This window comes from Sphingobium sp. KKT206, from assembly GCF_055640555.1.
This window is the reverse complement of sequence record NZ_CM145764.1, coordinates 1,672,282-1,694,522: the sequence shown is the minus strand read 5'-3', so window position 1 is coordinate 1,694,522 and position 22,241 is coordinate 1,672,282. Positions and strand designations below refer to the sequence as shown.

General features: G+C 62.1%; 24 protein-coding genes. 18 read left to right on the top strand and 6 right to left on the bottom strand.

Annotated elements, in window-relative coordinates; all coding sequences use genetic code 11:
- Window positions 1-200 precede the first annotated feature (200 nt).
- From ACZ2HM_RS07960 to rpmE, 11 genes are all read left to right on the top strand, one after another.
- Window positions 201-929 carry an EF-hand domain-containing protein gene (locus ACZ2HM_RS07960; protein WP_470426818.1) on the top strand — a complete coding sequence of 243 codons (729 nt, stop codon included), beginning with the start codon at window positions 201-203 and terminating at the stop codon, window positions 927-929.
- 150 nt (window positions 930-1,079) lie between these two features.
- Window positions 1,080-1,805: a UMP kinase gene (gene pyrH, locus ACZ2HM_RS07955; RefSeq protein ID WP_037472051.1), complete on the top strand. Its 726-nt coding sequence runs from the start codon at window positions 1,080-1,082 to the stop codon at window positions 1,803-1,805.
- Window positions 1,806-1,809: 4 nt separating this feature from the next.
- Window positions 1,810-2,367: a ribosome recycling factor gene (gene frr / locus ACZ2HM_RS07950; RefSeq protein ID WP_037472049.1), complete on the top strand. Its 558-nt coding sequence runs from the start codon at window positions 1,810-1,812 to the stop codon at window positions 2,365-2,367.
- Between the two features lie 43 nt (window positions 2,368-2,410).
- The gene (locus tag ACZ2HM_RS07945; RefSeq protein ID WP_037472045.1) at window positions 2,411-3,151 is read left to right on the top strand and encodes an isoprenyl transferase; all 741 of its coding nucleotides are present in this window, start codon (window positions 2,411-2,413) and stop codon (window positions 3,149-3,151) included.
- 3 nt (window positions 3,152-3,154) lie between these two features.
- On the top strand, window positions 3,155-3,931 hold the full coding sequence (locus ACZ2HM_RS07940) for a phosphatidate cytidylyltransferase (RefSeq protein WP_037472043.1): 777 nt from the start codon (window positions 3,155-3,157) through the stop codon (window positions 3,929-3,931).
- A complete protein-coding gene (locus ACZ2HM_RS07935) occupies window positions 3,931-5,091 on the top strand; it encodes a 1-deoxy-D-xylulose-5-phosphate reductoisomerase (RefSeq protein ID WP_470426714.1) in 1,161 nt (386 codons plus the stop codon). Before ACZ2HM_RS07940 ends, ACZ2HM_RS07935 begins: the two co-directional genes overlap by 1 nt.
- Window positions 5,085-6,218: an RIP metalloprotease RseP gene (rseP, locus tag ACZ2HM_RS07930; protein ID WP_096061900.1), complete on the top strand. Its 1,134-nt coding sequence runs from the start codon at window positions 5,085-5,087 to the stop codon at window positions 6,216-6,218. The genes ACZ2HM_RS07935 and rseP overlap by 7 nt, the downstream gene beginning before the upstream one ends.
- Before the next feature lie 90 nt (window positions 6,219-6,308).
- On the top strand, window positions 6,309-8,987 hold the full coding sequence (gene bamA, locus ACZ2HM_RS07925) for an outer membrane protein assembly factor BamA (protein ID WP_193378863.1): 2,679 nt from the start codon (window positions 6,309-6,311) through the stop codon (window positions 8,985-8,987).
- Window positions 8,987-9,628 carry an OmpH/Skp family outer membrane protein gene (locus tag ACZ2HM_RS07920; protein ID WP_069066295.1) on the top strand — a complete coding sequence of 214 codons (642 nt, stop codon included), beginning with the start codon at window positions 8,987-8,989 and terminating at the stop codon, window positions 9,626-9,628. Before bamA ends, ACZ2HM_RS07920 begins: the two co-directional genes overlap by 1 nt.
- Window positions 9,629-9,633: 5 nt before the next feature.
- Window positions 9,634-10,110: a 3-hydroxyacyl-ACP dehydratase FabZ gene (gene fabZ, locus ACZ2HM_RS07915; RefSeq protein WP_470426713.1), complete on the top strand. Its 477-nt coding sequence runs from the start codon at window positions 9,634-9,636 to the stop codon at window positions 10,108-10,110.
- 145 nt (window positions 10,111-10,255) lie between these two features.
- Entirely contained in the window at window positions 10,256-10,480 is a 225-nt protein-coding gene (gene rpmE / locus ACZ2HM_RS07910) for a 50S ribosomal protein L31 (RefSeq protein ID WP_037476683.1), read from the top strand.
- Window positions 10,481-10,663: 183 nt separating this feature from the next.
- Here rpmE and aroB read toward each other — a convergent pair whose 3' ends face one another.
- Both aroB and ACZ2HM_RS07900 read right to left on the bottom strand, forming a co-directional pair.
- Entirely contained in the window at window positions 10,664-11,770 is a 1,107-nt protein-coding gene (aroB, locus tag ACZ2HM_RS07905) for a 3-dehydroquinate synthase (RefSeq protein ID WP_470426712.1), read from the bottom strand.
- Entirely contained in the window at window positions 11,761-12,309 is a 549-nt protein-coding gene (locus ACZ2HM_RS07900; RefSeq protein ID WP_069066298.1) for a shikimate kinase, read from the bottom strand. The genes aroB and ACZ2HM_RS07900 overlap by 10 nt, the downstream gene beginning before the upstream one ends.
- 82 nt (window positions 12,310-12,391) lie before the next feature.
- On the opposite strand from ACZ2HM_RS07900, the gene ACZ2HM_RS07895 reads away from it, so the two are divergent.
- From ACZ2HM_RS07895 to ACZ2HM_RS07875, 5 genes are all read left to right on the top strand, one after another.
- Window positions 12,392-12,580, top strand: a complete 189-nt coding sequence (locus tag ACZ2HM_RS07895) for a hypothetical protein (protein WP_333972132.1) — start codon at window positions 12,392-12,394, stop codon at window positions 12,578-12,580.
- Between the two features lie 5 nt (window positions 12,581-12,585).
- Complete coding sequence (locus ACZ2HM_RS07890) at window positions 12,586-14,415, top strand: hypothetical protein (RefSeq protein ID WP_470426711.1); 1,830 nt, start codon at window positions 12,586-12,588, stop codon at window positions 14,413-14,415.
- A gap of 2 nt (window positions 14,416-14,417) precedes the next feature.
- Window positions 14,418-15,335 carry a tyrosine recombinase gene (locus ACZ2HM_RS07885; protein ID WP_470426710.1) on the top strand — a complete coding sequence of 306 codons (918 nt, stop codon included), beginning with the start codon at window positions 14,418-14,420 and terminating at the stop codon, window positions 15,333-15,335.
- A gap of 10 nt (window positions 15,336-15,345) precedes the next feature.
- Window positions 15,346-16,290 (top strand): acetyl-CoA carboxylase carboxyltransferase subunit alpha, encoded by a 945-nt coding sequence (locus ACZ2HM_RS07880; RefSeq protein WP_470426709.1) that lies wholly within the window; start codon window positions 15,346-15,348, stop codon window positions 16,288-16,290.
- 76 nt (window positions 16,291-16,366) lie between these two features.
- The gene (locus tag ACZ2HM_RS07875; protein ID WP_470426708.1) at window positions 16,367-17,842 is read left to right on the top strand and encodes a M48 family metalloprotease; all 1,476 of its coding nucleotides are present in this window, start codon (window positions 16,367-16,369) and stop codon (window positions 17,840-17,842) included.
- A gap of 73 nt (window positions 17,843-17,915) precedes the next feature.
- Here the strand turns inward: ACZ2HM_RS07875 and ACZ2HM_RS07870 are convergent, their stop codons facing one another.
- Together ACZ2HM_RS07870 and ACZ2HM_RS07865 are read right to left on the bottom strand one after the other, a co-directional pair.
- Window positions 17,916-18,101 (bottom strand): Flp family type IVb pilin, encoded by a 186-nt coding sequence (locus ACZ2HM_RS07870; protein ID WP_037476691.1) that lies wholly within the window; start codon window positions 18,099-18,101, stop codon window positions 17,916-17,918.
- Between the two features lie 137 nt (window positions 18,102-18,238).
- Window positions 18,239-18,424: a Flp family type IVb pilin gene (locus ACZ2HM_RS07865; RefSeq protein WP_470426707.1), complete on the bottom strand. Its 186-nt coding sequence runs from the start codon at window positions 18,422-18,424 to the stop codon at window positions 18,239-18,241.
- An 81-nt stretch (window positions 18,425-18,505) separates the two neighbouring features.
- Here ACZ2HM_RS07865 and ACZ2HM_RS07860 point away from each other — a divergent pair, with 81 nt between their 5' ends.
- Window positions 18,506-18,913, top strand: coding sequence for a (deoxy)nucleoside triphosphate pyrophosphohydrolase (locus ACZ2HM_RS07860; RefSeq protein WP_470426706.1), 408 nt, complete (start codon window positions 18,506-18,508; stop codon window positions 18,911-18,913).
- 35 nt (window positions 18,914-18,948) lie between these two features.
- On the opposite strand, the gene bfr is transcribed toward ACZ2HM_RS07860, so the two are convergent.
- Together bfr and ACZ2HM_RS07850 are read right to left on the bottom strand one after the other, a co-directional pair.
- A complete protein-coding gene (gene bfr, locus ACZ2HM_RS07855) occupies window positions 18,949-19,428 on the bottom strand; it encodes a bacterioferritin (RefSeq protein ID WP_037476693.1) in 480 nt (159 codons plus the stop codon).
- 147 nt (window positions 19,429-19,575) lie between these two features.
- On the bottom strand, window positions 19,576-19,746 hold the full coding sequence (locus tag ACZ2HM_RS07850) for a (2Fe-2S)-binding protein (RefSeq protein WP_037476694.1): 171 nt from the start codon (window positions 19,744-19,746) through the stop codon (window positions 19,576-19,578).
- A 351-nt stretch (window positions 19,747-20,097) separates the two neighbouring features.
- Between ACZ2HM_RS07850 and ACZ2HM_RS07845 the strand changes: the two genes are divergently transcribed.
- A complete protein-coding gene (locus ACZ2HM_RS07845) occupies window positions 20,098-22,239 on the top strand; it encodes a hypothetical protein (RefSeq protein ID WP_470426705.1) in 2,142 nt (713 codons plus the stop codon).
- Window positions 22,240-22,241: the final 2 nt, after the last annotated feature.

Genomic DNA, 22,241 nt, shown 5'->3' with positions numbered 1-22,241 from the left:
AACAAGGAAAAGAGCGCCCCGCTGGGCGCTCTTTTTTTTGGCGACCGTCGCATCGGGCGATAGGCGCCATTGAGCAATCTTCTCGTCTACTGAATTGCCAACACCGTGCCGTCTTTGCCGCAGACGTGGCTTCGGGGGCGTGCGCGGTCGGATGGCTATCCGCCTGCCTGTCTTCGACTTTGGCGGAGTTTGCATTGTCGATGCACAAGATATTGTCCGGCGCGCTGGCGTCGCTGCTATTATGCATCGCCCCCGTGCTGGCGCAGGGTGGGATGGGTGGCGATATGCAGGGCGGCGGCACTGGTGGCCCTCCCGGCGGCGGTGGCGGCGGCGGCGGACCACCCGGCGATAGGGGCGGGCCGCGCCAACCTACGCCGCCTAAACCGATCAAACGGGCGCAGTTCGACAAGGTCGTGACGGCGATGTTCCGGGAAGCGGACGTCAACCGCGATGGCATGGTCATGATCGCCGAATTGCGTAGCCTGTTCGATGCCCGGCGCGAGACCCTCATTCGCGCGCGCTTCACCAGGATCGACAGCAATCATAATGGTGCGGTGAGTTATGAAGAATTCGTCGCCTGGCAGCGGCAAATGGGTTCGGTGGCCTCGTCGGAAGTGGCCGGGACCGGTGACCGGGACGGTCCGATCGCCGAAGTCCTCCTTCCCGATGTCGGCGATGACCCTGGCAGCATGAGCCTCGCCGCGCTTATCGAGCCGCTCAGCGTCGGCCTGATCACCAACGCCAACAGCAATTATGACGCGGGCCTCTCGCTCGAAGAATTGCTGGCCTATCAAGGCAAACGCTTCGATGCGGCCGATGCCAATCATGATGGCTGGCTGACCATGGATGAGTTGCGGCCCCCGTCGCGGGGCGGGAAGGCTCCACGGGGCAGTGGCGGACCGCCCTGCCTGCCCGATCGTCCCTGCTGACGGTCCCACGGGATGACGGTAATTGCGGGACCGCAAAGGCCATCCCATAGCGCTGCGTAATATTTGACGACAAACGCCCCTTGGCATTGGGCGCTGGGCTGACTAATGATCGCTGGCCTTCCCGCTAGCAACATGGACTTCCCACCGCCTATGACCCGGCCTGCCTACAAGCGCATCCTGTTGAAGTTGTCCGGTGAAGTCCTGATGGGGCAGGGCCAGTTCGGCATCGAGCCGGAAACCGTCAATCGTGTCGCAGGCGAGATTGCGGCGGCGCGTGATGCGGGATTCGAGCTGTGCGTCGTCGTGGGCGGCGGCAATATCTTCCGCGGCCTTGCTGGCGCGGCCAAGGGGTTTGACCGGACCAGCGCCGATTATATGGGCATGCTGGCGACGGTCATGAACGCGCTGGCGGTGCAGAATGCGCTGGAAAAGCTCGGCTACGACACCCGCGTCCAGTCGGCGATCCCGATGGCGTCGGTGTGTGAACCCTATATCCGGCGCAAGGCGGTGCGGCATATGGAAAAGGGCCGGATTGTCATCTTCGCGGCGGGCACCGGCAACCCCTTCTTCACGACCGACACGACCGCCGCCCTGCGGGCCGCCGAAATGAATTGCGACGCGATCTTCAAGGGCACCAGCGTCGATGGCGTTTATAATGCCGACCCCAAGAAGGTGGCCGACGCGACCCGCTATGACGAGATCAGCTTCGACCAGGTTTTGACCGATAACCTAAAGGTTATGGACGCAAGCGCCATTGCCCTTTGCCGCGAAAATAATATTCCCATCGTCGTGTTCAACATCCGCGAAACCGGCAACCTGGCGACAGTGTTGGCGGGGCAGGGCGTCGCGACGATCGTGCATAATCAGGAGCGCTGACATCATGGCCCAATATGACAAATCCGATCTGGAACGCCGCATGGCCGGTGCCGTCGAATCGCTGCGCGGCGATCTGTCCGGCCTGCGTACCGGCCGCGCCAATGTGATGCTGCTCGATCCGGTGACCGTCACCGTCTATGGCGCATCCATGCCGTTGAACCAGGTCGCGACCGTGTCCGCCCCCGAACCGCGCATGTTGTCGGTCCAGGTGTGGGACAAGACCAATGTCGGTCCGGTCGACAAGGCGATCCGCTCGGCGGGCCTTGGCCTCAACCCCATCACTGATGGTCAGACGCTGCGCCTGCCGATCCCCGACCTGACCGAAGACCGGCGCAAGGAACTGGCCAAGCTCGCCAGCAAATATGCCGAGGGTGCACGCATCGCTGTACGCAACGTCCGCCGCGACGGCATGGACAGCCTGAAAGCCGATGAAAAGAAAGGCGAAATCAGCGAGGATGAGCGCAAGCGCTTGGAAACCGAAGTCCAGAAGCTGACCGACAGCATCATCGCCGACATTGACGCCGCTGCGACGTCGAAGGAAAAGGAAATCCTCGGCCAGTAAGCCGGGGCTTTCCTTTCGTGGCCATTGCCCGCATCCTGATCTGATGGCCACGCAAGCCAAACCCGACCTGACCAGCACCGCGCCTGCCCATGGCGCGCGCCATGTCGCCATCATCATGGATGGCAATGGCCGCTGGGCCAAGAAGCGCCTGCTGCCGCGCATCGCCGGCCATCGTGCCGGGGTGGAAGCGGTGCGCCGGGTCGCGCGGGCGGCCCGCGACATGGGGTTGGAATGCCTCACGCTCTACGCTTTCTCGTCCGAGAACTGGAAGCGCCCACCCAGTGAAGTGGCCGACCTGATGGGTCTGCTGCGCCACTTCATCCAGGCGGATCTGGACGAATTTCACGCCAATGGTGTGCGCCTGCGGGTGATCGGCAATTATCGCGTTCTCGACCCGTCGCTGGTCGACCTGATCGAGGCCGCCGTGGCCCGTACTGCCGCCAATAGCGGCCCCGTGATCGCCATCGCGCTCAACTATGGCGCGCAGGACGAAATGGTGCGCGCGGCCCAGCACCTCGCCCGGCGCGTCGCGCGCGGCGAGATACGCGCGGACGAGATTGGCGTGGAGACGATCGGCGCGGCGCTCGACACCGCCGATTTGCCACCGCTTGACCTGTTGATCCGCACATCGGGCGAACAACGGCTCAGCAACTTCATGTTGTGGCAGGCCGCCTATGCCGAACTCTATTTCACCGACATGCTCTGGCCCGATTTCGACGCGGCGGAACTGGCACGCGCGCTCGATGCCTTCCGTCTGAGGGACCGCCGTTTCGGCGGGTTGTAGGCGATGGCCAGCGAATTGAAGACCCGCGCCATCGTCAGTGTCGCTTTGATCGCGATGGCGGTCGGTGCCCTGCTGTCGGGCGGTCTGCTCTTCTGGCTGCTGCTCGCGGTCGCAGGCGTGCTGATGCAGGGCGAATGGGCGGACCTGAACGGCGCCAGCGCCGAACAGCGAAAGCTGTCGATGTTCGCTGTGTCGGTGCCGCTGGCGATCCTGTGCCCGCTGGCGGCTGGCGTGGATGGGTTTGCGGTCGGCCTGATGATCGCGGCCTTCCTGTTCGTGATGGCCGCGACGCGGGGCTACAGGCTGGCCTGCGGGATCTTCTATGTCTGTGTGCCGGTGATGGCCTTGCTGTTCCTGCGCGGGCAGGAACCCAATCTTTACGGACTTCTGCTCGCCTTCTGGGCGCTGGCGCTGGTTTGGGCGACCGACATTGGCGCCTATTTCGCGGGCCGCTCGATCGGTGGTCCCAAACTCGCGCCGCGCATCAGCCCGTCCAAGACCTGGGCCGGATTGGCCGGGGGTGTCCTTGCCGCCTTGATCACCGGCTTTCTGCTGCATCGCTTCGCTGGCCTGCCGATCCAGTTGGCGGCGGCGAGCGGCTTGCTGGCGGTGGCGGCGCAATTGGGCGATCTGTTCGAAAGCGCGATGAAGCGGCGCGCAGGCGTCAAGGATAGCGGGATGCTGCTGCCCGGCCATGGCGGGGTGATGGACCGGCTGGATGGCGTAGTGGCCGCCGCGCCACTCGCTGCCTTGCTCTATCTGATGGTGGGACAGGCGTGATGCGGACGGTGTCGATCTTTGGCGCGACCGGCTCGGTGGGTATGTCCACGCTCGACCTCATCCAGCGCGAGCCGCATGCCTATCAGGTCGTCGCGCTGACCGCGAACAGCGATGTCGAGGGGCTGGCGCAAGCGGCCAAGGCAACCGGCGCGCAGATTGCTGTGATCGGCGACCCGGCGCGCTATGACGCGCTCAAGGCTGCGCTGGCGGGGTCGAACGTTGAGGCGGCTGCAGGCGAAGAGGCGCTGGTCGATGTCGCCGGGTCCGGGGCCGATTGGACCATGGCGTCGATCGTGGGCTGCGCCGGGCTACGGCCCACCATGGCCGCGCTCAAGGCGGGCGGCACCGTGGCGCTGGCCAACAAGGAATCGCTGGTGTCGGCGGGCGGGCTGATGATGGAGGCGGCGCGCGCCTCCGGCGCGACCCTGTTGCCGGTGGACAGCGAACATAATGCGATATTCCAGTGTCTTGCGGGTGGCACTCTGAACGATGTCGCAAGGATCATCCTGACCGCGAGCGGCGGCCCGTTCCGCACCCGCAGCCGCGCCGAGATGGCGGACATCACGCCGCAGCAGGCGGTCGCGCACCCCAACTGGTCGATGGGCGCGAAGATCAGCGTCGATAGCGCGACGATGATGAACAAGGGGCTGGAATTTATCGAGGCGGCCTATCTCTTCCCGGTCGGCCTCGATCGGATCGAGATATTGGTCCATCCCCAATCGGTCATTCATTCGATGGTCGAATATCGCGACCGGTCGATCTTGGCGCAATTGGGCTCGCCCGACATGCGGATTCCGATCGCCCACGCCTTGGCCTGGCCCCGGCGGATCGCTACGCCGTGCCAACCGCTCGATCTGGCGCGGATCGGTCGGCTCGATTTCGAGGCGCCAGACCCCGATCGCTTCCCTGCGCTGCGCTTGGCGCGGCAGGCGGCCGAGGCGGGCGGGGCCGTTCCGGCAATCCTGAACGCTGCCAACGAAGTCGCGGTGGCCGCTTTTCTCGCCGGGCGCGTCCGCTTCCTTGATATCGCCATGATTGTGGAGGAAGTGTTGACCCGCTATAGCGCGCCTGCGCCTCATGCCATTGCGGATGTGCTGGCGGCGGATGCTGCGGCGCGCGTCATGGCGGGCCAAGTGATGGAAAGATTGACGGCTTGTTAGAAAATCCCGGTTTCCTGCTGACCGTTCTCGCTTTCGTCGCGGTCATAGGGCCGCTCGTTTTCGTGCATGAGTTCGGCCATTATATCGTCGGGCGCTGGTGCGGCGTGAAGGCGGAGGCCTTCTCCATCGGCTTTGGCCCCGAACTGCTGGCCTGGGTGGACAAGCGCGGCACGCGCTGGCGGCTCGCGGCGCTCCCCTTGGGTGGCTATGTCCGCTTCAAGGGCGACATGAACGCGGCCAGTCAGGCCGATCCCGCCTGGCTGCAAATGTCGGCGCAGGATCGGGCCGAGAGCTTTCCCGCCAAGCCGGTATGGCAGCGCGCAGCGATCGTCGCGGCGGGGCCTGCGGTCAATTTCCTGTTCGCGATCCTGCTGCTCGGCGGCCTTGCCTATTGGAAGGGCGATCCGGTCAGCCCGCCTGTCGTGCAGCAGGTCGCGCCCGCATCGGCTGCGGAAAAGGCAGGCTTGCGCCCCGGCGACCGCATCGTGTCGATCATGGGGCGTCAGATCGACAGCTTCACCGACATCGCGCCGATCGTGTCGCTGCGTCCGGGTGAAGTCCTGCCCTATGTCATCGAACGCGATGGTCAGCGCACCGCCATGACGATTGCAGCGGGCGAGCGGATCGAAAAGGACCGGTTCGGCAATATCTTCCGCCTCGGCCAATTGGGCGTGATGTCCGACAAGGTCGAATTCCGCGACATCGCGCTGTGGGAGATCCCGGTGGTCGGTACATTGCGGACGGGCCAGATGTTCGTGTCCGCCATGGACGGCCTCGGCCAGATCATCACCGGACGCCGATCGGTCAAGGAATTGGGCGGACCGCTCAAGATCGCCGATGTCTCCGGCCAGGCCGCGATGATGGGGCTGTTCGGCTTCCTCACCTTCATGGCGCTCATCTCGATTAACTTGGGGTTCATCAACTTATTGCCAATCCCGATGCTGGATGGCGGGCATCTGCTGTTTTACGGGATTGAGGCGCTGCAGCGTCGGCCGGTCAGCCCGCAGGTGCAGGAATGGGCCTATCGATCGGGCTTGGCGCTGCTGATGACGGTAATGGTGCTGGTGACTTTCAACGATTTGTCGTCTTTCGGGCTGTGGAAGAGCCTGTCCGGCTTGATCGGTTGACGCACATCGGGCAGGGAAGCCCGGTTTGGCGACGTCTGTTGCGGCGGAAACAAAATTTTTCGAGTTTTTGAGGTGATGCGGGTGACAGCGATGAACAGCAGCAAGAGGCAGCGCCCGGTCGTGGTCGCCCTGTTGGCGACGACGATGATCGCAGGTCTGTCTGCGCTCCCGGCCATGGCACAGGATGCTGCCGCGCCCGCGCCCGTGGTTGCGCCCGCGTCGCTGCCCGCAGCACAGGGCACGATCAGCAGCATCACCGTCACCGGCACGCAGCGGCTCGAATCCGGCACCGTCCTGTCCTACACCAAGCTGCGCATCGGCCAGCCCTACAGCCAGGAAAGCCTCGATCAGGGCTTGCGCGACCTGTATGAGACGGAATTGTTCGCCGACGTCCAGATCCGCAACGACAATGGTGCCCTGACCGTCGAGGTGAAGGAAAATCCGGTCATCAACCGCATCGTGCTGGAAGGCAATAAGCGGCTGAAAGAAGACAAGATCCGGCCAGAAATCAAGCTCGCCCCGCGCCAGATCTATACCCGGTCCAAGGTGCGCGCCGACGTCGCCCGCATCGTCGAACTCTATCGCCGTCAGGGCCGTTTTGCCGCGACGATCGAGCCGAAACTGGTGCAGTTGGACCAGAACCGCGTCGATATCGTCTATGAGATCAGCGAAGGGCCTAAGTCCAAGGTCCGCCAGATCAACATCATCGGCAATGAGAAGTTCAAGGACGGCGCGCTGCGCAGCCAGATGGTGACCAAACAGTCGCGCTGGTTCCGGCTCTTCTCGTCAGGCACCAGCTATGATCCCGATCGCTTGGCCTATGACCAGCAGAAACTGCGCCAATATTATCTGACCGAAGGCTATGCCGACTTCCGCGTGATTTCGGCGGTCGCCGAACTGACGCCGGACAAGCAGGACTTCATCATCACCTATGTGGTGGAAGAGGGCGAGCGCTACAAGTTCGGCGACGTGAAGGTCGAATCGGACATTCGCGACCTGTCGGGCGATGGCCTGACCAAGCGGCTGCCGATGAAGAAGGGCGATTGGTATAACGCCAAGCAGGTCGAGGATACGGTCGATACGCTGAGCGAGACCGCCGGCCTGTTCGGCTATGCCTTTGCCGAAGTGTCGCCGGACTTCAACCGCGACAAGGATACGCTGACGATGGGGATTAATTTCCGCATCGCCAACGCACCGCGCGTTTATGTCGAGCGCGTCGACATCAACGGCAATACGCTGACGCAGGACAAGGTCGTCCGTCGCGAATTCCGTCTGGCCGAAGGGGATGCGTTCAACAGCTTCCTGGTCAAGCGGTCGAAGGACCGGATCAATTCGCTCGGCTATTTTCAGGAAAAGCTCGACATCGAGCAGAAGCCGGGCTCCGCGCCCGACCGCATCGTCCTCGAAACCAACGTGCAGGAAAAATCGACCGGCGAATTGTCGCTCTCGGCGGGCTTCTCGTCGCTGGAACGCTTCATCGTGTCGGCCTCGATCACGCAGCGCAACTTCCGCGGCAAGGGCCAGGAACTGCGCACCTCGGTCAACTATTCGGCCTATTCCAAGTCGATCGAACTGGGTTTCACCGAGCCCTATTTCATGGACAAGAATATCGCGCTGGGCGGCGACATCTATCGCCGTGACCTCAACAGCTTCCGCTATCTGACCAGCAACACGCGCGACACGACCTATGAGAATACGTCGACGGGTATCCAGTTGCGTGCGGGTGTGCCGATCACCGAATATATGTCGCTGGCGCTGCGCTATCAGCTCAATTTCGATGATACGACGCTGGACGAAGATACTTATTATTCGGACACGGACGGCGACGGCACGCGCGAGTGCGATCCCCTCATCGCGGGTCGTTATCTGTGCGATGCGATCGGCAAGCGCACCACGTCGTCGCTTGGCTACTCGCTGATCTACGACACGCGCGACAACCGCATCCGCCCGACGCGCGGCCATAACGTTGTGTTGAGCCAGGATTTTGCCGGGCTTGGCGGTAACGTCAAATATATCAAGACCCGGATCAACGGCTCCAAATTCTTCCCGCTGGGCAGTGGCTTCATCTTCTCGGTCTCGGCCGAAGGCGGCTATATCCACAGCCTGGAAGGCGAACGCCGCGATGCAACCGGCGAACTGGTCGAAAAGGTCCGCCTGGTCGATCGCTTCTTCCTGGGTGAACCGCAGTTCCGTGGCTTCGACATTCGCGGTGTCGGCCCGCGCGTAAAGCGCTTCTATCTGCAACCGCAGACCAACGACGACGGTTCGACCAGCTATGTTCGCGACAATAGCAACAATAACGTGTCCGATGACGCGCTGGGCGGCAAGATCTACTATCTCGCTCGCGCCGAAGTCGAAATTCCGCTTGGCTCCGGCGCACGCGAAATGGGCCTTCGTCCGTCGATCTTCATGGATGTCGGTGCCGTCGCTGGGTTGAAGAACCCGACCCTTGTGAATGGCGATGGCACATTTGCGGGCTATTGCACCGTGGCGCCTGCACCGGGCAATACCGGTTCGACGACACAGGTCAGGGCGCCCTCCATCGGCAACTGCGATGCGGCGCCGACCGGGTTCGTGGCCAGTTATGCTGGTGGTGCCTTCGAAGAAGTCTATCTCGGCGATACGCTCAAGCCGCGTCTGTCGGTTGGCTTTGGCGTCAACTGGAACTCGCCCTTCGGCCCGTTCCGCATCGACATTGCCAGGGCGCTGCTCAAGGAACCTGGCGACGATAACAAGCTCATTACCTTCAACGTAGGGACTCAATTCTGATGAAGACCATGTTCAAAGCCGCGGCGCTCGCTCTTGCGCCCATGACCGCCATCGCCCTGACCGCCATGCCGGCTGTTGCCCAGACCAAGTCGGGCCTGGCCGTCGTCGATCTGGAAGAAGCTGTTGCCAAGAGCACGGCCTACACGACCGCGATCAGCCAGATGCAGACCACCTATAAGCCGCAGATCGACGCGCTCAACACGCGCCGCACTGCGATCGAAGCGGACCTCAAGACCAAGGGCGATGCGCTCCAGGCCGCATTGACGGCAGCGGGCAACAAGCCGACCCCGGCGATCGAAACCCAGTATCAGCAATATCAGCAGACGCAGCAGACCGCGCAGGCCGAACTGCAGCGCATGGGTCAGCCGATCGCCATCGCACGAGCCTATGTCGAGGAACAGCTCGTCGCCAAGCTGAACGATGCGCTGAAGGCGGCAACCGCCAAGACCAAGTCCGAAATCGTGGTCAAGAAGGCCGCGACCGAGAGCTTCGGCGCGGGCGCTGACATTACCCCCGCTGTCATCACCGAACTCAACGCACTGGTCCCCAGCGTATCGATCACCCCGCCTGCCGGTTGGCAGCCCGGTGGTCGCCAGGCAGCGCCCGCCGCTGCCCCGGCGCAGGCTCCCAAGTCGCGCTGATAAGAATGACGGGAGAGGTTGAAACGACCGCGCTTGGCCCGATGGATGTCCGTCGGATCATGGCTGCGTTGCCGCATCGCTATCCGATGCTGCTGATTGATCGCGTGGTGTCGCTGGTGCCCAACCAGTCGATCCACGCGATCAAGGCAGTTTCGGTGAACGAACCCTTTTTCCAGGGGCATTTCCCGACCCGGCCGATCATGCCCGGCGTCCTGATCGTCGAAGCGATGGCGCAGGCGGCAGGCGTATTGGCGGTGGAATCGATGCAGCTCGCTGACACCGGCAAGCTCGTCTATTTCATGAGCATCGACGGCGCGAAATTCCGTTCGCCGGTGGAGCCGGGCTGCTTGCTCGACCTGCATGTCGAAGTGACCCAGAATCGCGGCGCGATCTGCAAGTTCAGCGGCAAGGCGATGATCGGCGACAAGCTGGCCGCCGAAGCGCAGTTCGTCGCGATGATCGCCGATCCGCCCAAGGATTGAGCCAACCCTCCGTCATCCCAGCGTCCGCTGGCATGACGACTGGGGGTTATCCCTTGCCAAGGCGCGCCGAACCCGCTAACGGCGCGCCTTCGCTATTTACAGCATCCACAGCCGGTCGGAACCGGCACATACGGAGCGTTACGCCATGAAGGCCAATACCCACCCCGACTACCACATGATCACCGTGCAGATGACCGACGGCACGACCTTCCAGACCCGCTCGACCTGGGGCAAGGAAGGCGACACGCTGGCGCTCGACATCGACCCCAAGTCGCACCCGGCCTGGACCGGCGGCAACCGTCAGATGGACACGGGTGGCCAGGTGGCACGCTTCAACAAGCGTTTCGGTGGTCTGACGCTGAAGAAGTAATCGGCCTTCGATGGTTGAATGAAAAGGGCGCCCACTGGGCGCCCTTTTTAGTTCTGGAAGAGAGGTTCCGTTCGTTTCGAGCGAAGTCGAGAAACGCCCGCACAGTGCTTGCCACTTCTCGACTTCGCTCAAAGCGAACGGAGATGACTTCCGATAATATATGTCGTTGCGGGCGCGAGGGCGTTAGCCCGCCCGATCCGCATCGAGAAACGCGGCCACATCGTCCAGCACGACATCCTTCGACAGAAATGTCTGGCCGATGCCGCGCGCTAGTAGGAAGGGCAGGGTGCCCGCCGCCATCTTCTTGTCGTGCAGCATATGGCCCACCAATGATGCGCCATCGGCGGTGACATGCGCAGAGGCCAGGTCATGGGGCAGGCCGACCGACCGCAGATGCGCGGTCACCCGGTCGGCATCCGCCTGCGGGCACAGGCCAAGCCGCGCCGAGTAGCGGAACGCCAGCGCCATGCCCGCCGCAACGCCTTCGCCATGGAGCAATGTGTCGGAAAAGCCGGTATCCGCCTCCAACGCATGGCCGAATGTGTGGCCAAGGTTGAGCAGCGCGCGGCGACCCGATGTCTCGCGCTCGTCATCGGCGACGATCGCCGCCTTGGCGCGGACGCTGCGTTCGATCGCATAGGTCCGCGCGTCGGGATCGCCCGCCAGCAGGTCGCCGGCATGCGCCTCGCACCAGGCGAAGAACGCAGGATCGTCGATCAGGCCATATTTGACGACTTCGGCATAGCCCGCGCGGGTTTCGCGCGGCGGCAGGCTGTCGAGCGTCGATGGGTCGATCAGCACCAAAGCGGGCTGGTAGAAGCTGCCGACCAGATTCTTGCCCGCCTGCGTGTTGATCGCAGTCTTGCCGCCCACCGATGAATCCACCTGCGCCAGCAAAGTGGTCGGCACCTGGATAAAATGGCAGCCGCGCTTGAGGATCGACGCGGCAAAGCCGACCAGATCGCCGATCACGCCGCCGCCCAGCGCCACGACATGGTCGCCGCGCTCGATCTCCAGCGCTAGCAGCGCGTCGAGCAATTGCTCCAGATGCCGCCAGCTTTTGGTCTGTTCGCCCGGCGGCAGGATGATCGGTTCGGCCATGATGCCGACCGCGCGCAGGCTGGCGTCCAGCCGGGGCAGTTGCGCGGCCGCGACATGCGCGTCGGTGACGACCACCAGCCGCCCGTTGCGGGCATAGGGGCTGAGGAACGCGCCCGCGCGATCGAGCGCGCCCTGTTCGATCGGGATGTCGTAACTGCGCGCACCCAGCGCGACCTGCACTATTGCCATGCCGTCAATTGCTCCATGATGCGTTCGACCGTCACTTCATGCGGTGCGGCGACGCTTTTGACGTGGATGGGGGCGAGCGCATAGATGGGATTGCGCACCGCCGTCAGTTCGGTCAGCACCGTGCGCGGATCGCGATCCTTGAGCAACGGCCGCCCCTCACGCCGCGAAACCCGGTCCACCAGCACGTCGATGTCGGCATCCAGCCAGATCGCCGTCGCCTGTTCCAGGATCAGGGCACGGGTGTCCTCCTGCATGAACGCACCGCCGCCGGTTGCGATCACCTTGGGCGCGCCATCCATCAGCCGGGCGATCACCCGTCGTTCGCCATCGCGGAAATAGGCTTCGTCATAGCGGGCGAAAATCTCGCTCACGCTCATGCCCGCCGCCTTTTCGATTTCCTCATCGGCATCGACGAACGCCAGCCCCAACCGGGCCGCGAGCCGCCGCCCGACCGTCGATTTGCCCACGCCCATCATCCCCACCAGGACGATGGGACCGCGCCGGTCGACGGATGGGGGGAATTTGCTGTTTCGCTGCATGCCGAGCGGGGCTATACAGCCCCCCGTCACAGAGGCAAATCGCATCTTTTGCTCGTCGCCCGGCTCAGCCGCAGAAGGACACATGAAGAAAAATCGCAATTTCAGCAGTTTCGAAGGCAGCAGCCGCCGCCGTGGCGCCAACTTGCCGATCCTGCCCATCGCCCTTGTCCTGCTGGTCATTCTTCTGCTCGCCTTCTTCTGGTCGCGCGGCGGCGAACAGCCGCAGGCGCAGGTCGAAAAGGCCATCCCCGCTGAGAAGCTGGGCCAGTAAGGCATATGCGGGTCAAGGGGGGCACGTCTAAAAGGAGCAGAGCGAAATGGGCGCTGGGCAGCTTTGCCCTGGCCCTCGCTTTGCCTGTGGTCGCGCAACAGGCACCCGAATCGCTCTTGCCGCCCGGCTTTGGCGACGCGCCCGAAGCGCCGCCGCCTGCACCAACGCCCGCGCGCCCGGCACCTGGCTCGCCTGCAGCGCCCGCCTTGCCGACCCTCAACCCGGCAACGCCGCCCGATCTGTCGTTGCTGGCCGAAGCGGAAAACGCAGCGGCCGAAGAAGAACTGACGCCCGAAGAACTGGCGGCGGAAAAGGCGAAATATGATCTGCCGGATAGCGCGCGCCGTTCGCTCGCCCGTATCGGCGCACTGACGCCGCAGACGCGCGGTCTGGAGCCGGATGCGTTTGGCAACCAGTCGGGCAAATATCTCGCCGCGCTGATGAAGGAGACGCATGCGCCGATCCTGTCGCGCTGGGCGTCGATCCTGCTGCGGCGCACGCTTTTGTCGGCGACGGATACGCCGGCCGACATTGACGGCGCGGACTGGGCGGCCGAGCGCGCCTGGCTGCTGCTGCGCATGGGGGAGGCGGACAGCGCCCGGACCATGGTGCAAAGCGTCGATCCCGATCGCTACACCCCGCGCCTCTACGCCGTTGCCATGCAGGCCTATCTTGGCAGCGCCGATCCGGCCGGGCTTTGCCCCCTGTCAGAAGGCGCGCTGCGGGTCAGCAAGGAACCGGGCTGGGACATGACGCGCGCCATCTGCGCTGCCCTGTCGGGGGATCAGGGCACCGCCAGCGGCGCGCTCAACCAGGCGCAGCGACGCGGCGTGGTGCGCGGTATCGATTATCGGCTGGCGGAGAAAGTCGTCGGCACGGGCTTCAATGCCCGCCGATCGGTGAAGATCGAATGGGACACGGTCAGTCAATTGACTGCCTGGCGCTTTGGCCTCGCGACGGCGCTCAATGTCGAAATCCCCGATGCGCTGTTTGGCACGGTGGGTCCGCATGTCCGCGCCTGGGAAGCGCGCGCGCCTGCCCTGAGCGCGGTGCGGCGGCGACCTGGCGTCGAAGTCGCGGCGCGCCTTGGCGTGTTTTCCAGCGCGGCGCTGGTCGGCTTCTATGGCCAGATGAGCACCGAAGGCGACACGCCTGCCGACATGGCGGACCGGATCGACGCGCTGCGCACCGCCCATGCCGGGGCGACGGTGGGCTATCGTATCGGCGCGATGCAGCGCTTGTGGCGTGACAATGGCAATCCCGACTATGTCGGCCTGATCACGACCGCACGGGCGGCAGCGGCGCTACCAGTGGCGCAGGCCGATGCCCGCGATGCGGCCAATCTGGTCGCGTCGATGCTGACAGCAGGCTATGACCGCAATGCCGCGCGTTGGGCGCGGGCGCTGGGCCAAATCGACGGCGATGGCGCGGCCCAATTTTGGGGCCTGCTTGCGGTTGGCGCACCCAGCTCCGTAGTCGATATCAATGACAGCCGCATTTCGACCTATATCGGTGAGGTAGGACAAGAAAAGGGCCGGATGCTGATCGCGGCGCTGGCAGGCCTTGCGCGACTATCGGCCGACGATGCCGCGTCACTGGCGCAGGATAATGGCGTGACGCTTGCCGCCAACAGCCGCTGGGCGCGCGCGATCGGCGCAGCGGCGCAGCGTGGCGAGAAGGGGACCGTCGCCTTGCTCGCAGCCGTCGGCATGCAGGGGCGCGACTGGCGCCGCCTGCCACCAGCGCATCTCTATCATGTCGTCGCCGCGCTTCATCGTGTCGGGCTGGACCCCGAAGCGCGGATGATCGCGGCGGAGGCGATCAGCCGGACCTGACCATGGCGGATGATGACGCCCTGATCGACCGCTTTCTCGAAATGATGGCGGCGGAACGTGGCGCGTCGCGCAACACGCTACTGGCCTATCGCGCGGACCTGAACGGGGCGGCGACCATCGTCGGCGGCCTGGTGGCGGCGAGCAAGGAGCGGCTGGGCGATCTCGCCGGGGCATGGGCGGCACTCGCCGCCTCGTCGGTCGCACGCAAATCCTCGGCCCTGCGCGCTTTCTACGCCTTTCTCGAAGAGGAAGGGCTGCGCCTCGATAATCCCACCGCCGCGCTTCCCCGTCCAGTGACGCGGCGATCCCTGCCCAAGATCTTGTCCACCGCCGAGGTCGATTCGCTCTTCGCCTTGATCGACGAGCGGTTGGCGGTGGCCCATCCTGTGCCGCACGACCGGCGGCTGTCGGCCCTGATCGAACTGCTCTACGGGTCGGGCCTGCGCGCGACCGAACTGGTGTCGCTGCCGCGCCGCGCGCTGGCCTCGGATCGGCCCTTCCTGATCCTCAAGGGTAAGGGCGGACGGGAGCGGCTGGTGCCGATCTCCGATCGTGCCCGCGCCGCCGTCGCAACCTGGCTGACCCATGTGCCGCTCGACAGTCCCTGGCTCTTCCCGTCGGGGAAATCCTATCTCAGCCGCATCCGCCTCTATCAACTGGTCAAGGCGCTGGCCGCCGCGGCGGGCATCGCGCCGGAACGGGTCAGCCCCCATGTGCTGCGCCACGCCTTCGCCACCCATTTGCTGGAGGGCGGCGCGGATCTGCGCGCGTTGCAATCGATGCTGGGCCATGCCGATATTGGCACCACGCAAATCTACACCCATGTCGACAGCCGTCGCCTGATCGAATTGGTCAATAGCCGCCATCCGCTGGCGACGATGGTGCAACGCTGCGTTGACGACGGCGCGTCGCCGCCCTAACGCCAGTGCCATGGTTAGCTTTCTGGAATTTGAAAAGCCCATCGCCGAACTGGAGGCGCGCATCGTCGAATTGCGCGCCACGGCGAGCGCGGGCGACATTAACATTGACGGCGAAATCGCGACGCTGGAGCAGCGCGCGGCCAAGATGCTGGGCGACACCTATGCCAAGCTGACGCCGTGGCAGAAGACGCAGGTCGCCCGCCACGCCGAACGGCCGCATTTCAAGGATTATGTCGCCGGTCTGTTCGACAATTTCATGCCGCTGGCGGGGGACCGCGCTTTCTCTGACGATCAGGCGATCGTCGGCGGCTTTGCAACGCTTGGCGATCGGCGACTGATGGTCATCGGCCATGAAAAGGGCGACGATACCGCCAGCCGGGTGCGGCATAATTTCGGCATGGCCAAGCCCGAAGGCTATCGCAAGGCGATCCGCCTGATGGAACTGGCCGATCGCTTCGGCCTGCCCGTCGTCACGCTGGTCGATACGTCCGGTGCCTTTCCGGGCGTGCAGGCCGAAGAGCGCGGCCAGGCTGAAGCGATCGCACGCTCGACTGAAGCTTGCCTCAAGCTCGGCGTGCCGATGGTCGCCGCCGTGGTTGGCGAAGGCGGATCGGGCGGTGCGATTGCGCTGGCGGCTGCCAATCGCGTGCTGATGTTCGAACATGCAGTCTACTCGGTGATTTCGCCCGAAGGCTGCGCCTCGATCCTGTGGCGCACAGCGGCCAAGGCCAGCGAAGCGGCGACGGCGATGCAGGTCACCGCCCAGCATCTCAAGGCGCTGGGCGTCATCGACCGGATCGTGCCGGAACCGATGGGCGGCGCGCATCGCGACCCGGTTCAGGCGATCGCCAATCTGGGCACCGAGATCGAAGCGGAACTGGATGCGTTGTCGAACATGGATGCCGGCGCGCTGCGCACTGACCGGGCCGATAAATTTCTGGCCATAGGCGCCTGAACTACCGTCTTTTTTGGAACAGCTGACCCCTTTTTCTCGTTACGTGTCGGTAATGGGAATGGGATGGGATAAAGTGATGAACCGGAAGATGATGTTTGGCTGTTCGGCGGCCGCCCTGGTCGTGGCCGCCAGCGCCCCTACCGTGATCGGGCAGCAGCGGGCGATCCGCACGGTGAGTTCGATCAGCGCGCAGGACAAGAGCAGCGGGGCCAAGCAGCACCCGGAATTGCTCAAGGAATTTGGCGGCGGCTATAGCGGTCCCCAGGCGAAATATGTCGAAAGCGTCGGGCGGCGGATCGCGGTCCAGTCCGGCCTGTCCAACGCCCAAAGCGACTTCACCGTCACCCTGCTCAACTCGCCGGTCAACAACGCCTTCGCCATTCCGGGTGGCTATGTCTATGTCACGCGCCAGCTGATGGCGCTGATGAATGATGAGGCGGAACTGGCCGGCGTGCTGGGGCATGAGGTCGGCCATGTCGCCGCCCAACATGGCCAGCGGCGGCAAAAGACCGCGCAGCGCAACGCGATCGGGGGCGCGCTGCTCGGCGCTTTGGCGGGCGCCTTCCTGGGTGATTCGGGCTTCGGCAACCTCATTCAGAAGGGCATCGGCACCGGCAGCCAATTGTTGACGCTAAAATTCTCGCGCAGCCAGGAATATGAGGCGGATGATCTGGGCATCCGCTACCTGGCATCGGGCGGCTATGATCCGCGCGCTTTGTCCGGCATGCTGGCTTCACTGGCGGCACAGAGCAATCTGGACGCGCGTCTGGCGGGCAGTGCCCGATCGACCCCGGAATGGGCCAGTACCCACCCTGATCCCGCTTCGCGCGTCAATCGCGCGGCACGCGGCGCGGGCGGTAGTGGTTCAAAGGCCACTGTGCGCAATCGCGATGCCTTTCTCGCCGCGCTCGATGGCATCCTGTACGGCGATGATCCCAAGCAGGGCATTATCGAAGGCAGTCGTTTCCGCCACCCCGACCTGCGCCTCAGCTTCGCCGCCCCCTCCGGTTTCGGCATGGAAAATGGGTCTGATGCGGTGTCGATCATGGGCTCCGGCGGGCAGGCCCAATTCAGCGCTGCCCCTTATTCGGGCAATCTGGCCAGCTACATAGACGGTGTCTTTGCGCAGATGGGCGGCGGGCAGGGGAGTGTCCCCACCGGCACCGTCAGTCGCACCACCGTCAACGGCCTGCCCGCGGCATGGCGGACCGTGCGCGCCACCAGCCAGTCAAGCCAAGTTGATGCCACGGTATTCGCCTATGACTTCGGGGGCGGGAAGGCCTATCATTTCCTGCTGCTGACGCCCGCGGGCCAGGGGATCGCGCCATTCACCGCGATGGTCCAGTCGATGCAGCGGCTATCCGCGCAGGATGCAGCGACGATCAAGCCGCGTCGCATCGATGTCGTGACTGTAAAATCCGGCGACACCGTCCAGTCGCTGAGCCAGCGGATGGCCTATCCCGACTATAAGCTGGAACGGTTTTTGACGATCAACGCGCTGAACGCGAACGCATCCTTGCGCGCCGGGCAAAAGATGAAGATTGTTATCTGAATGAAATAAAAACAAGGGGGAGAATTGCTTCTCCCCCTTGTTCAAATAGTAATAGCATCAAGCCAGATAAATCTTAGGTACCGCTTTTCGTGTTGCCATTGGCGATAGCAGTTGACGTCTTGGTGAAGGTCGTCTTCAGATTGTCGCCGAGGCTCGTCATGGCAGTGATAGCCGCGACGGCGATCAAGGCAGCGATCAAGCCATATTCGATCGCGGTCGCGCCTTCTTCGTTCTTCAACATCTTGCGAATGAACTGCATTGTAAATCTCCTGATGGGAAACGATGTATAACTACCCGGCCGCCCCGCCTTGGAAGTTCGTGGTCAGCAAGGCTGTGTTTAGGGAATATCAGTTGATGAATCTTTAATGCGCGCCAAACATTGTAAATAGATTTTAGTTAAATCGCATTAACCTGTTCGGCCATGTTATTCCACATTCCCGTGGTGTTGCTGGCAAGGCTTTCAACAGCAACCATGATGAACAGCGTAATCATGACGAGAATGAAGGCATATTCGATCGTGGTTGCGCCACGCTCGCAGCGCAGCGATGTGAAGCAGCCGATGATCTTCCTTAGCGCGCGCATCGGATCCCCAGTTCGCTACAGACAGTCCCCGACGGACATGTAAAGGAAGCAGGGTTAACAAACCGCTTTCAACGGACCAATATGACAACACCTTATCCATTGCTCGTGGTCGCTGTCGCCCTGATCGACGCGGATGGCCGAGTCCTGCTGCAACAACGCCCGCCGGGAAAGGCGATGGCCGATTTGTGGGAATTTCCGGGGGGGAAGGTCGAGCCGGGCGAAACGCCCGAAGCCGCGTTGATCCGCGAGCTGGAAGAAGAACTGGGTATCCGCACGCACGCCAGTTGCCTGGCCCCTGCAACCTTCGCCAGCGAGCCGCTTGACGACCGGCATCTGCTGCTATTGCTTTATGTCTGTCGCAAGTGGGAGGGGGTGCCGCATCCCCATCATGCGACGGCGCTCAAATGGGTGCGCCCCGCGCAAATGTATGCGCTTCCCATGCCGCCAGCGGACCTGCCGCTGATCGGGATATTGGAAGCCCTGCTGTAAAGCGAAGGGCACCGGTATCCCGGTGCCCGTGAAGATCAGTCTTCCTTCGCCTTGCTCTGCAACTGGATATAATTCTGGATGCCCATGCGTTCGATCATTTCGAACTGGGTTTCCAGCGTATCGACATGCTCTTCCTCGCTTTCGAGGATATATTGGAACAGGTCGCGGCTGACATAGTCGCGGATCGTCTCGCAATAGGCGATGGCGTCGCGCAGCACCGGCAGCGCCTCATATTCCAGCTCCAGATCCGACTTGAGGATTTCCTCCACCGTCTCGCCGATCTTGAGGCGGCCGAGTAGCTGGAAATTGGGCAGGCCGTCGAGGAAGAGGATGCGCTCTGCTACCTTGTCGGCATGCTTCATCTCGTCGATCGATTCGGAATATTCGAACTTGGCGAGCTTTTCGATGCCCCAATGGTTGAGCATGCGATAGTGCAGGAAATATTGATTGATCGCGGTCAACTCGTTGCGGAGCACCTCGTTCAGATAATCGATGACTTTCGGGTCGCCTTTCATGACGTTTACTCCGGCTGTTAGGGAAAGCCGGACGTATAACCCCTGTGCAGGATGCTGTTAAGTCAAAAAACCTAGGAAAATCAACGTTTTTTGGGGCACTATTGCGTCAAGGTCGCGATTGTTTCGTGCGGATGATTTGCAATGCTATCAGGCCGAAGCGCGCTCTGCCGCGATGATGGTGCGGGCGAAGGGAACGCACTGGCCGCATTTGGGCCGACGGCCGAAGCGCGCATAAGCGCTGCACGGCGTATCCGCGCCATCGCGCACGGCTTCCTTCAGATCCTTCTCACGAATGGCATTACAGATGCACACGACCATCGAAGCACTCTCCTGTTGGAACAGAGATAGCGCGGATGATAATGGGTCGCAATAGTAAAATGCACGCTTTTGCGACGCGGTCTCATATTTACATGATTTTGCGTTCAACGAATCCATAACGTTGAGCACGGGGTGACGTAAGTATTCTTTGAAAGCATCGTCACTAAGCATAAGGTCTATGATCGCAACGTTAGTCAGCATATTTACATAGCTTACATTTCCAGAAAATGTAAAGTTTTTCAAAATATCTTACGTATGCGCGCCAAATTTTTCTAGCACTATCGATTTTGGATAGGTTAATGTCCCATAATTGGTTATAGAAACAGATAATAATTTTAAAGGAAGACAGCGATGACGACCTTTACGGGCCAACCTAATTCCGATGACTTCTTTTTGGGTAGCGCTACAGACGATATTTTCCAATATGCGGTAGCTAATCTAAATGCGGCCGACGTGTTTCGAGGAAGGCAGGGTACAGATACGCTGCTTTTTACAACTGCTGGTGCGCTTGCAGCAAGTGCGTTGGCAGGCATGACAGGAATTGAACGCATCACCTTGGCGAGCGGCGGCAATAGCATCACGCTCCTCGATACCAATTACGAAGCTGTGTCCGATGGGATACTGATAACAGGCAGCGCCGCGGCTGACGTGGTCGATGCGTCGGGGTTGGGCGGCGCAAATGCTGTAGGGATCGTTAGCGGCGGCGGCATCGATACCCTGCTTGGTGGAGCCGGGAACGATCGATTCTCGTTTTACGGTGCAGATCTTAGCGCAGATACAGTGCGAGGTAATGGTGGTAGCGATACGATTGCGATTCGGTCGGCAGGTCTTTTTAGCTATTTCGACCTCAACGATGTGCAGGGTATCGAGCGGTTCGAGCTTGCTACAGGTCGCAACCTCATCCAACTCTCCAATATTAATTATGTCGACGTCGCAAACTCAACCATCACCATCGTCGGCAATGCGAGCGGAGATGAGGTGGATGCTACGGCACTGACAAGCGCGAACAAAGTCGTGATGTTTGGCGGTGGCGGTGCCAATGTGTTTCGCGGCGGCGCAGGAGATGATTCTGTTTCTGTCACCGTTTCGGAACTTCTGGACGATGTGATTCACGGTAATGGCGGCAACGATGTCCTCAGACTGACGTCTTCGGGCATACTTTCGGCGGCGGACCTGCGCGATGTGCAAGGAATGGAGCGCATAATCCTGGCTTCCGGCGCCAATGACATTAGCGTTGGTGACATGACTCTTGTCGGGGTAGCCAACAACAGTCTCCAAATTATTGGATCGGCTGGCGATGATCGAATCGATGCAACTGCTCTTTCAGCCCCTTATTCAGTCATATTGAGCGGTGGCGGAGGAAATAATTACCTCGCAGGTGGTAACGGCAACGATCTGTTCCGAGGGGCAGGCTCCGAGTTGACAGAGCAAGATATCATATTGGGGAATGGCGGTATTGACATTCTGGAAGTGACGACTGGCTCAATACCCTCTCTCGTCGGTATGCAGGGCGTCGAACAAATTATACTCGATAGAAGCGGCATCGTAATAATCACAGATGTTAACTTCGTTAATATTGAGAGCATCAGGATTAAAGTAATCGGTGGTACTGGCGACAATGTCGTAGACGCCAGCGACTTGGGTGCGTCGAATGCTGTTGAGTTACTGGGCGGCGCGGGCATTGATACACTGCGGGGTGGCTCCGGCGATGATTTGTTCCGATCGGCTGCATCGCATTTGTTCGGTGATCGGTTGTTCGGCAACGGCGGCCACGACATTCTGGCGATTGAAACGCCTGTCACACAATCGGGCAACATTCTCTCCGGCGTGCGCGGGATCGAGCAAATCAATCTGGCGGACGGATGGAACAGGGTCGTTCTGCACGACGCCAATTTCAATGGGGTTGAGGGTGCGCATATTGTCATATCAGGCGGGACTGGGCGCGACATCATGAGCGCTCTGCCGGTGACTGGCGCGCGAACTGTTTTGTTTGAAGGTAATGGTGGTGATGACGTGCTGAAGGGCGGTGCGGCAGCGGATCGGCTGGTCGGCGGCCTGGGTGCGGACGAATTAACTGGCGGGGGCGGCGCTGATCATTTCATCTGGGATGCGCCAGTCGAGGGCGGCGACGTCTTGATCGATTTTCAGCCAGGGATCGACAATCTGGAGTTTGACGGGGCGGCCTTTGGCCTTACCGACGCCAGCTTCGATGTTCGCAGCCAGGGTGGTAGCGGTGCCAACCTCGCGACGACCGACCTGTTCATCTATACCGGCGTGCTGACCGATGGGGCGGCGGTACAGGCGATGCTTGATGCTAATGGCACGGGCCGAACGGATGAGGCACTGTTTGTCATCGCGCTCGACGCGCAAAACAACGCGATCGTCTATCATACAGCCTTTGCCGACGGCAGCGGTGCAGTGAATGAGATGGCATCACTGGGTTCGAACATAGCACCCGTCACGATCGGACTGGCTGATTTCGTCATTGGCTGACG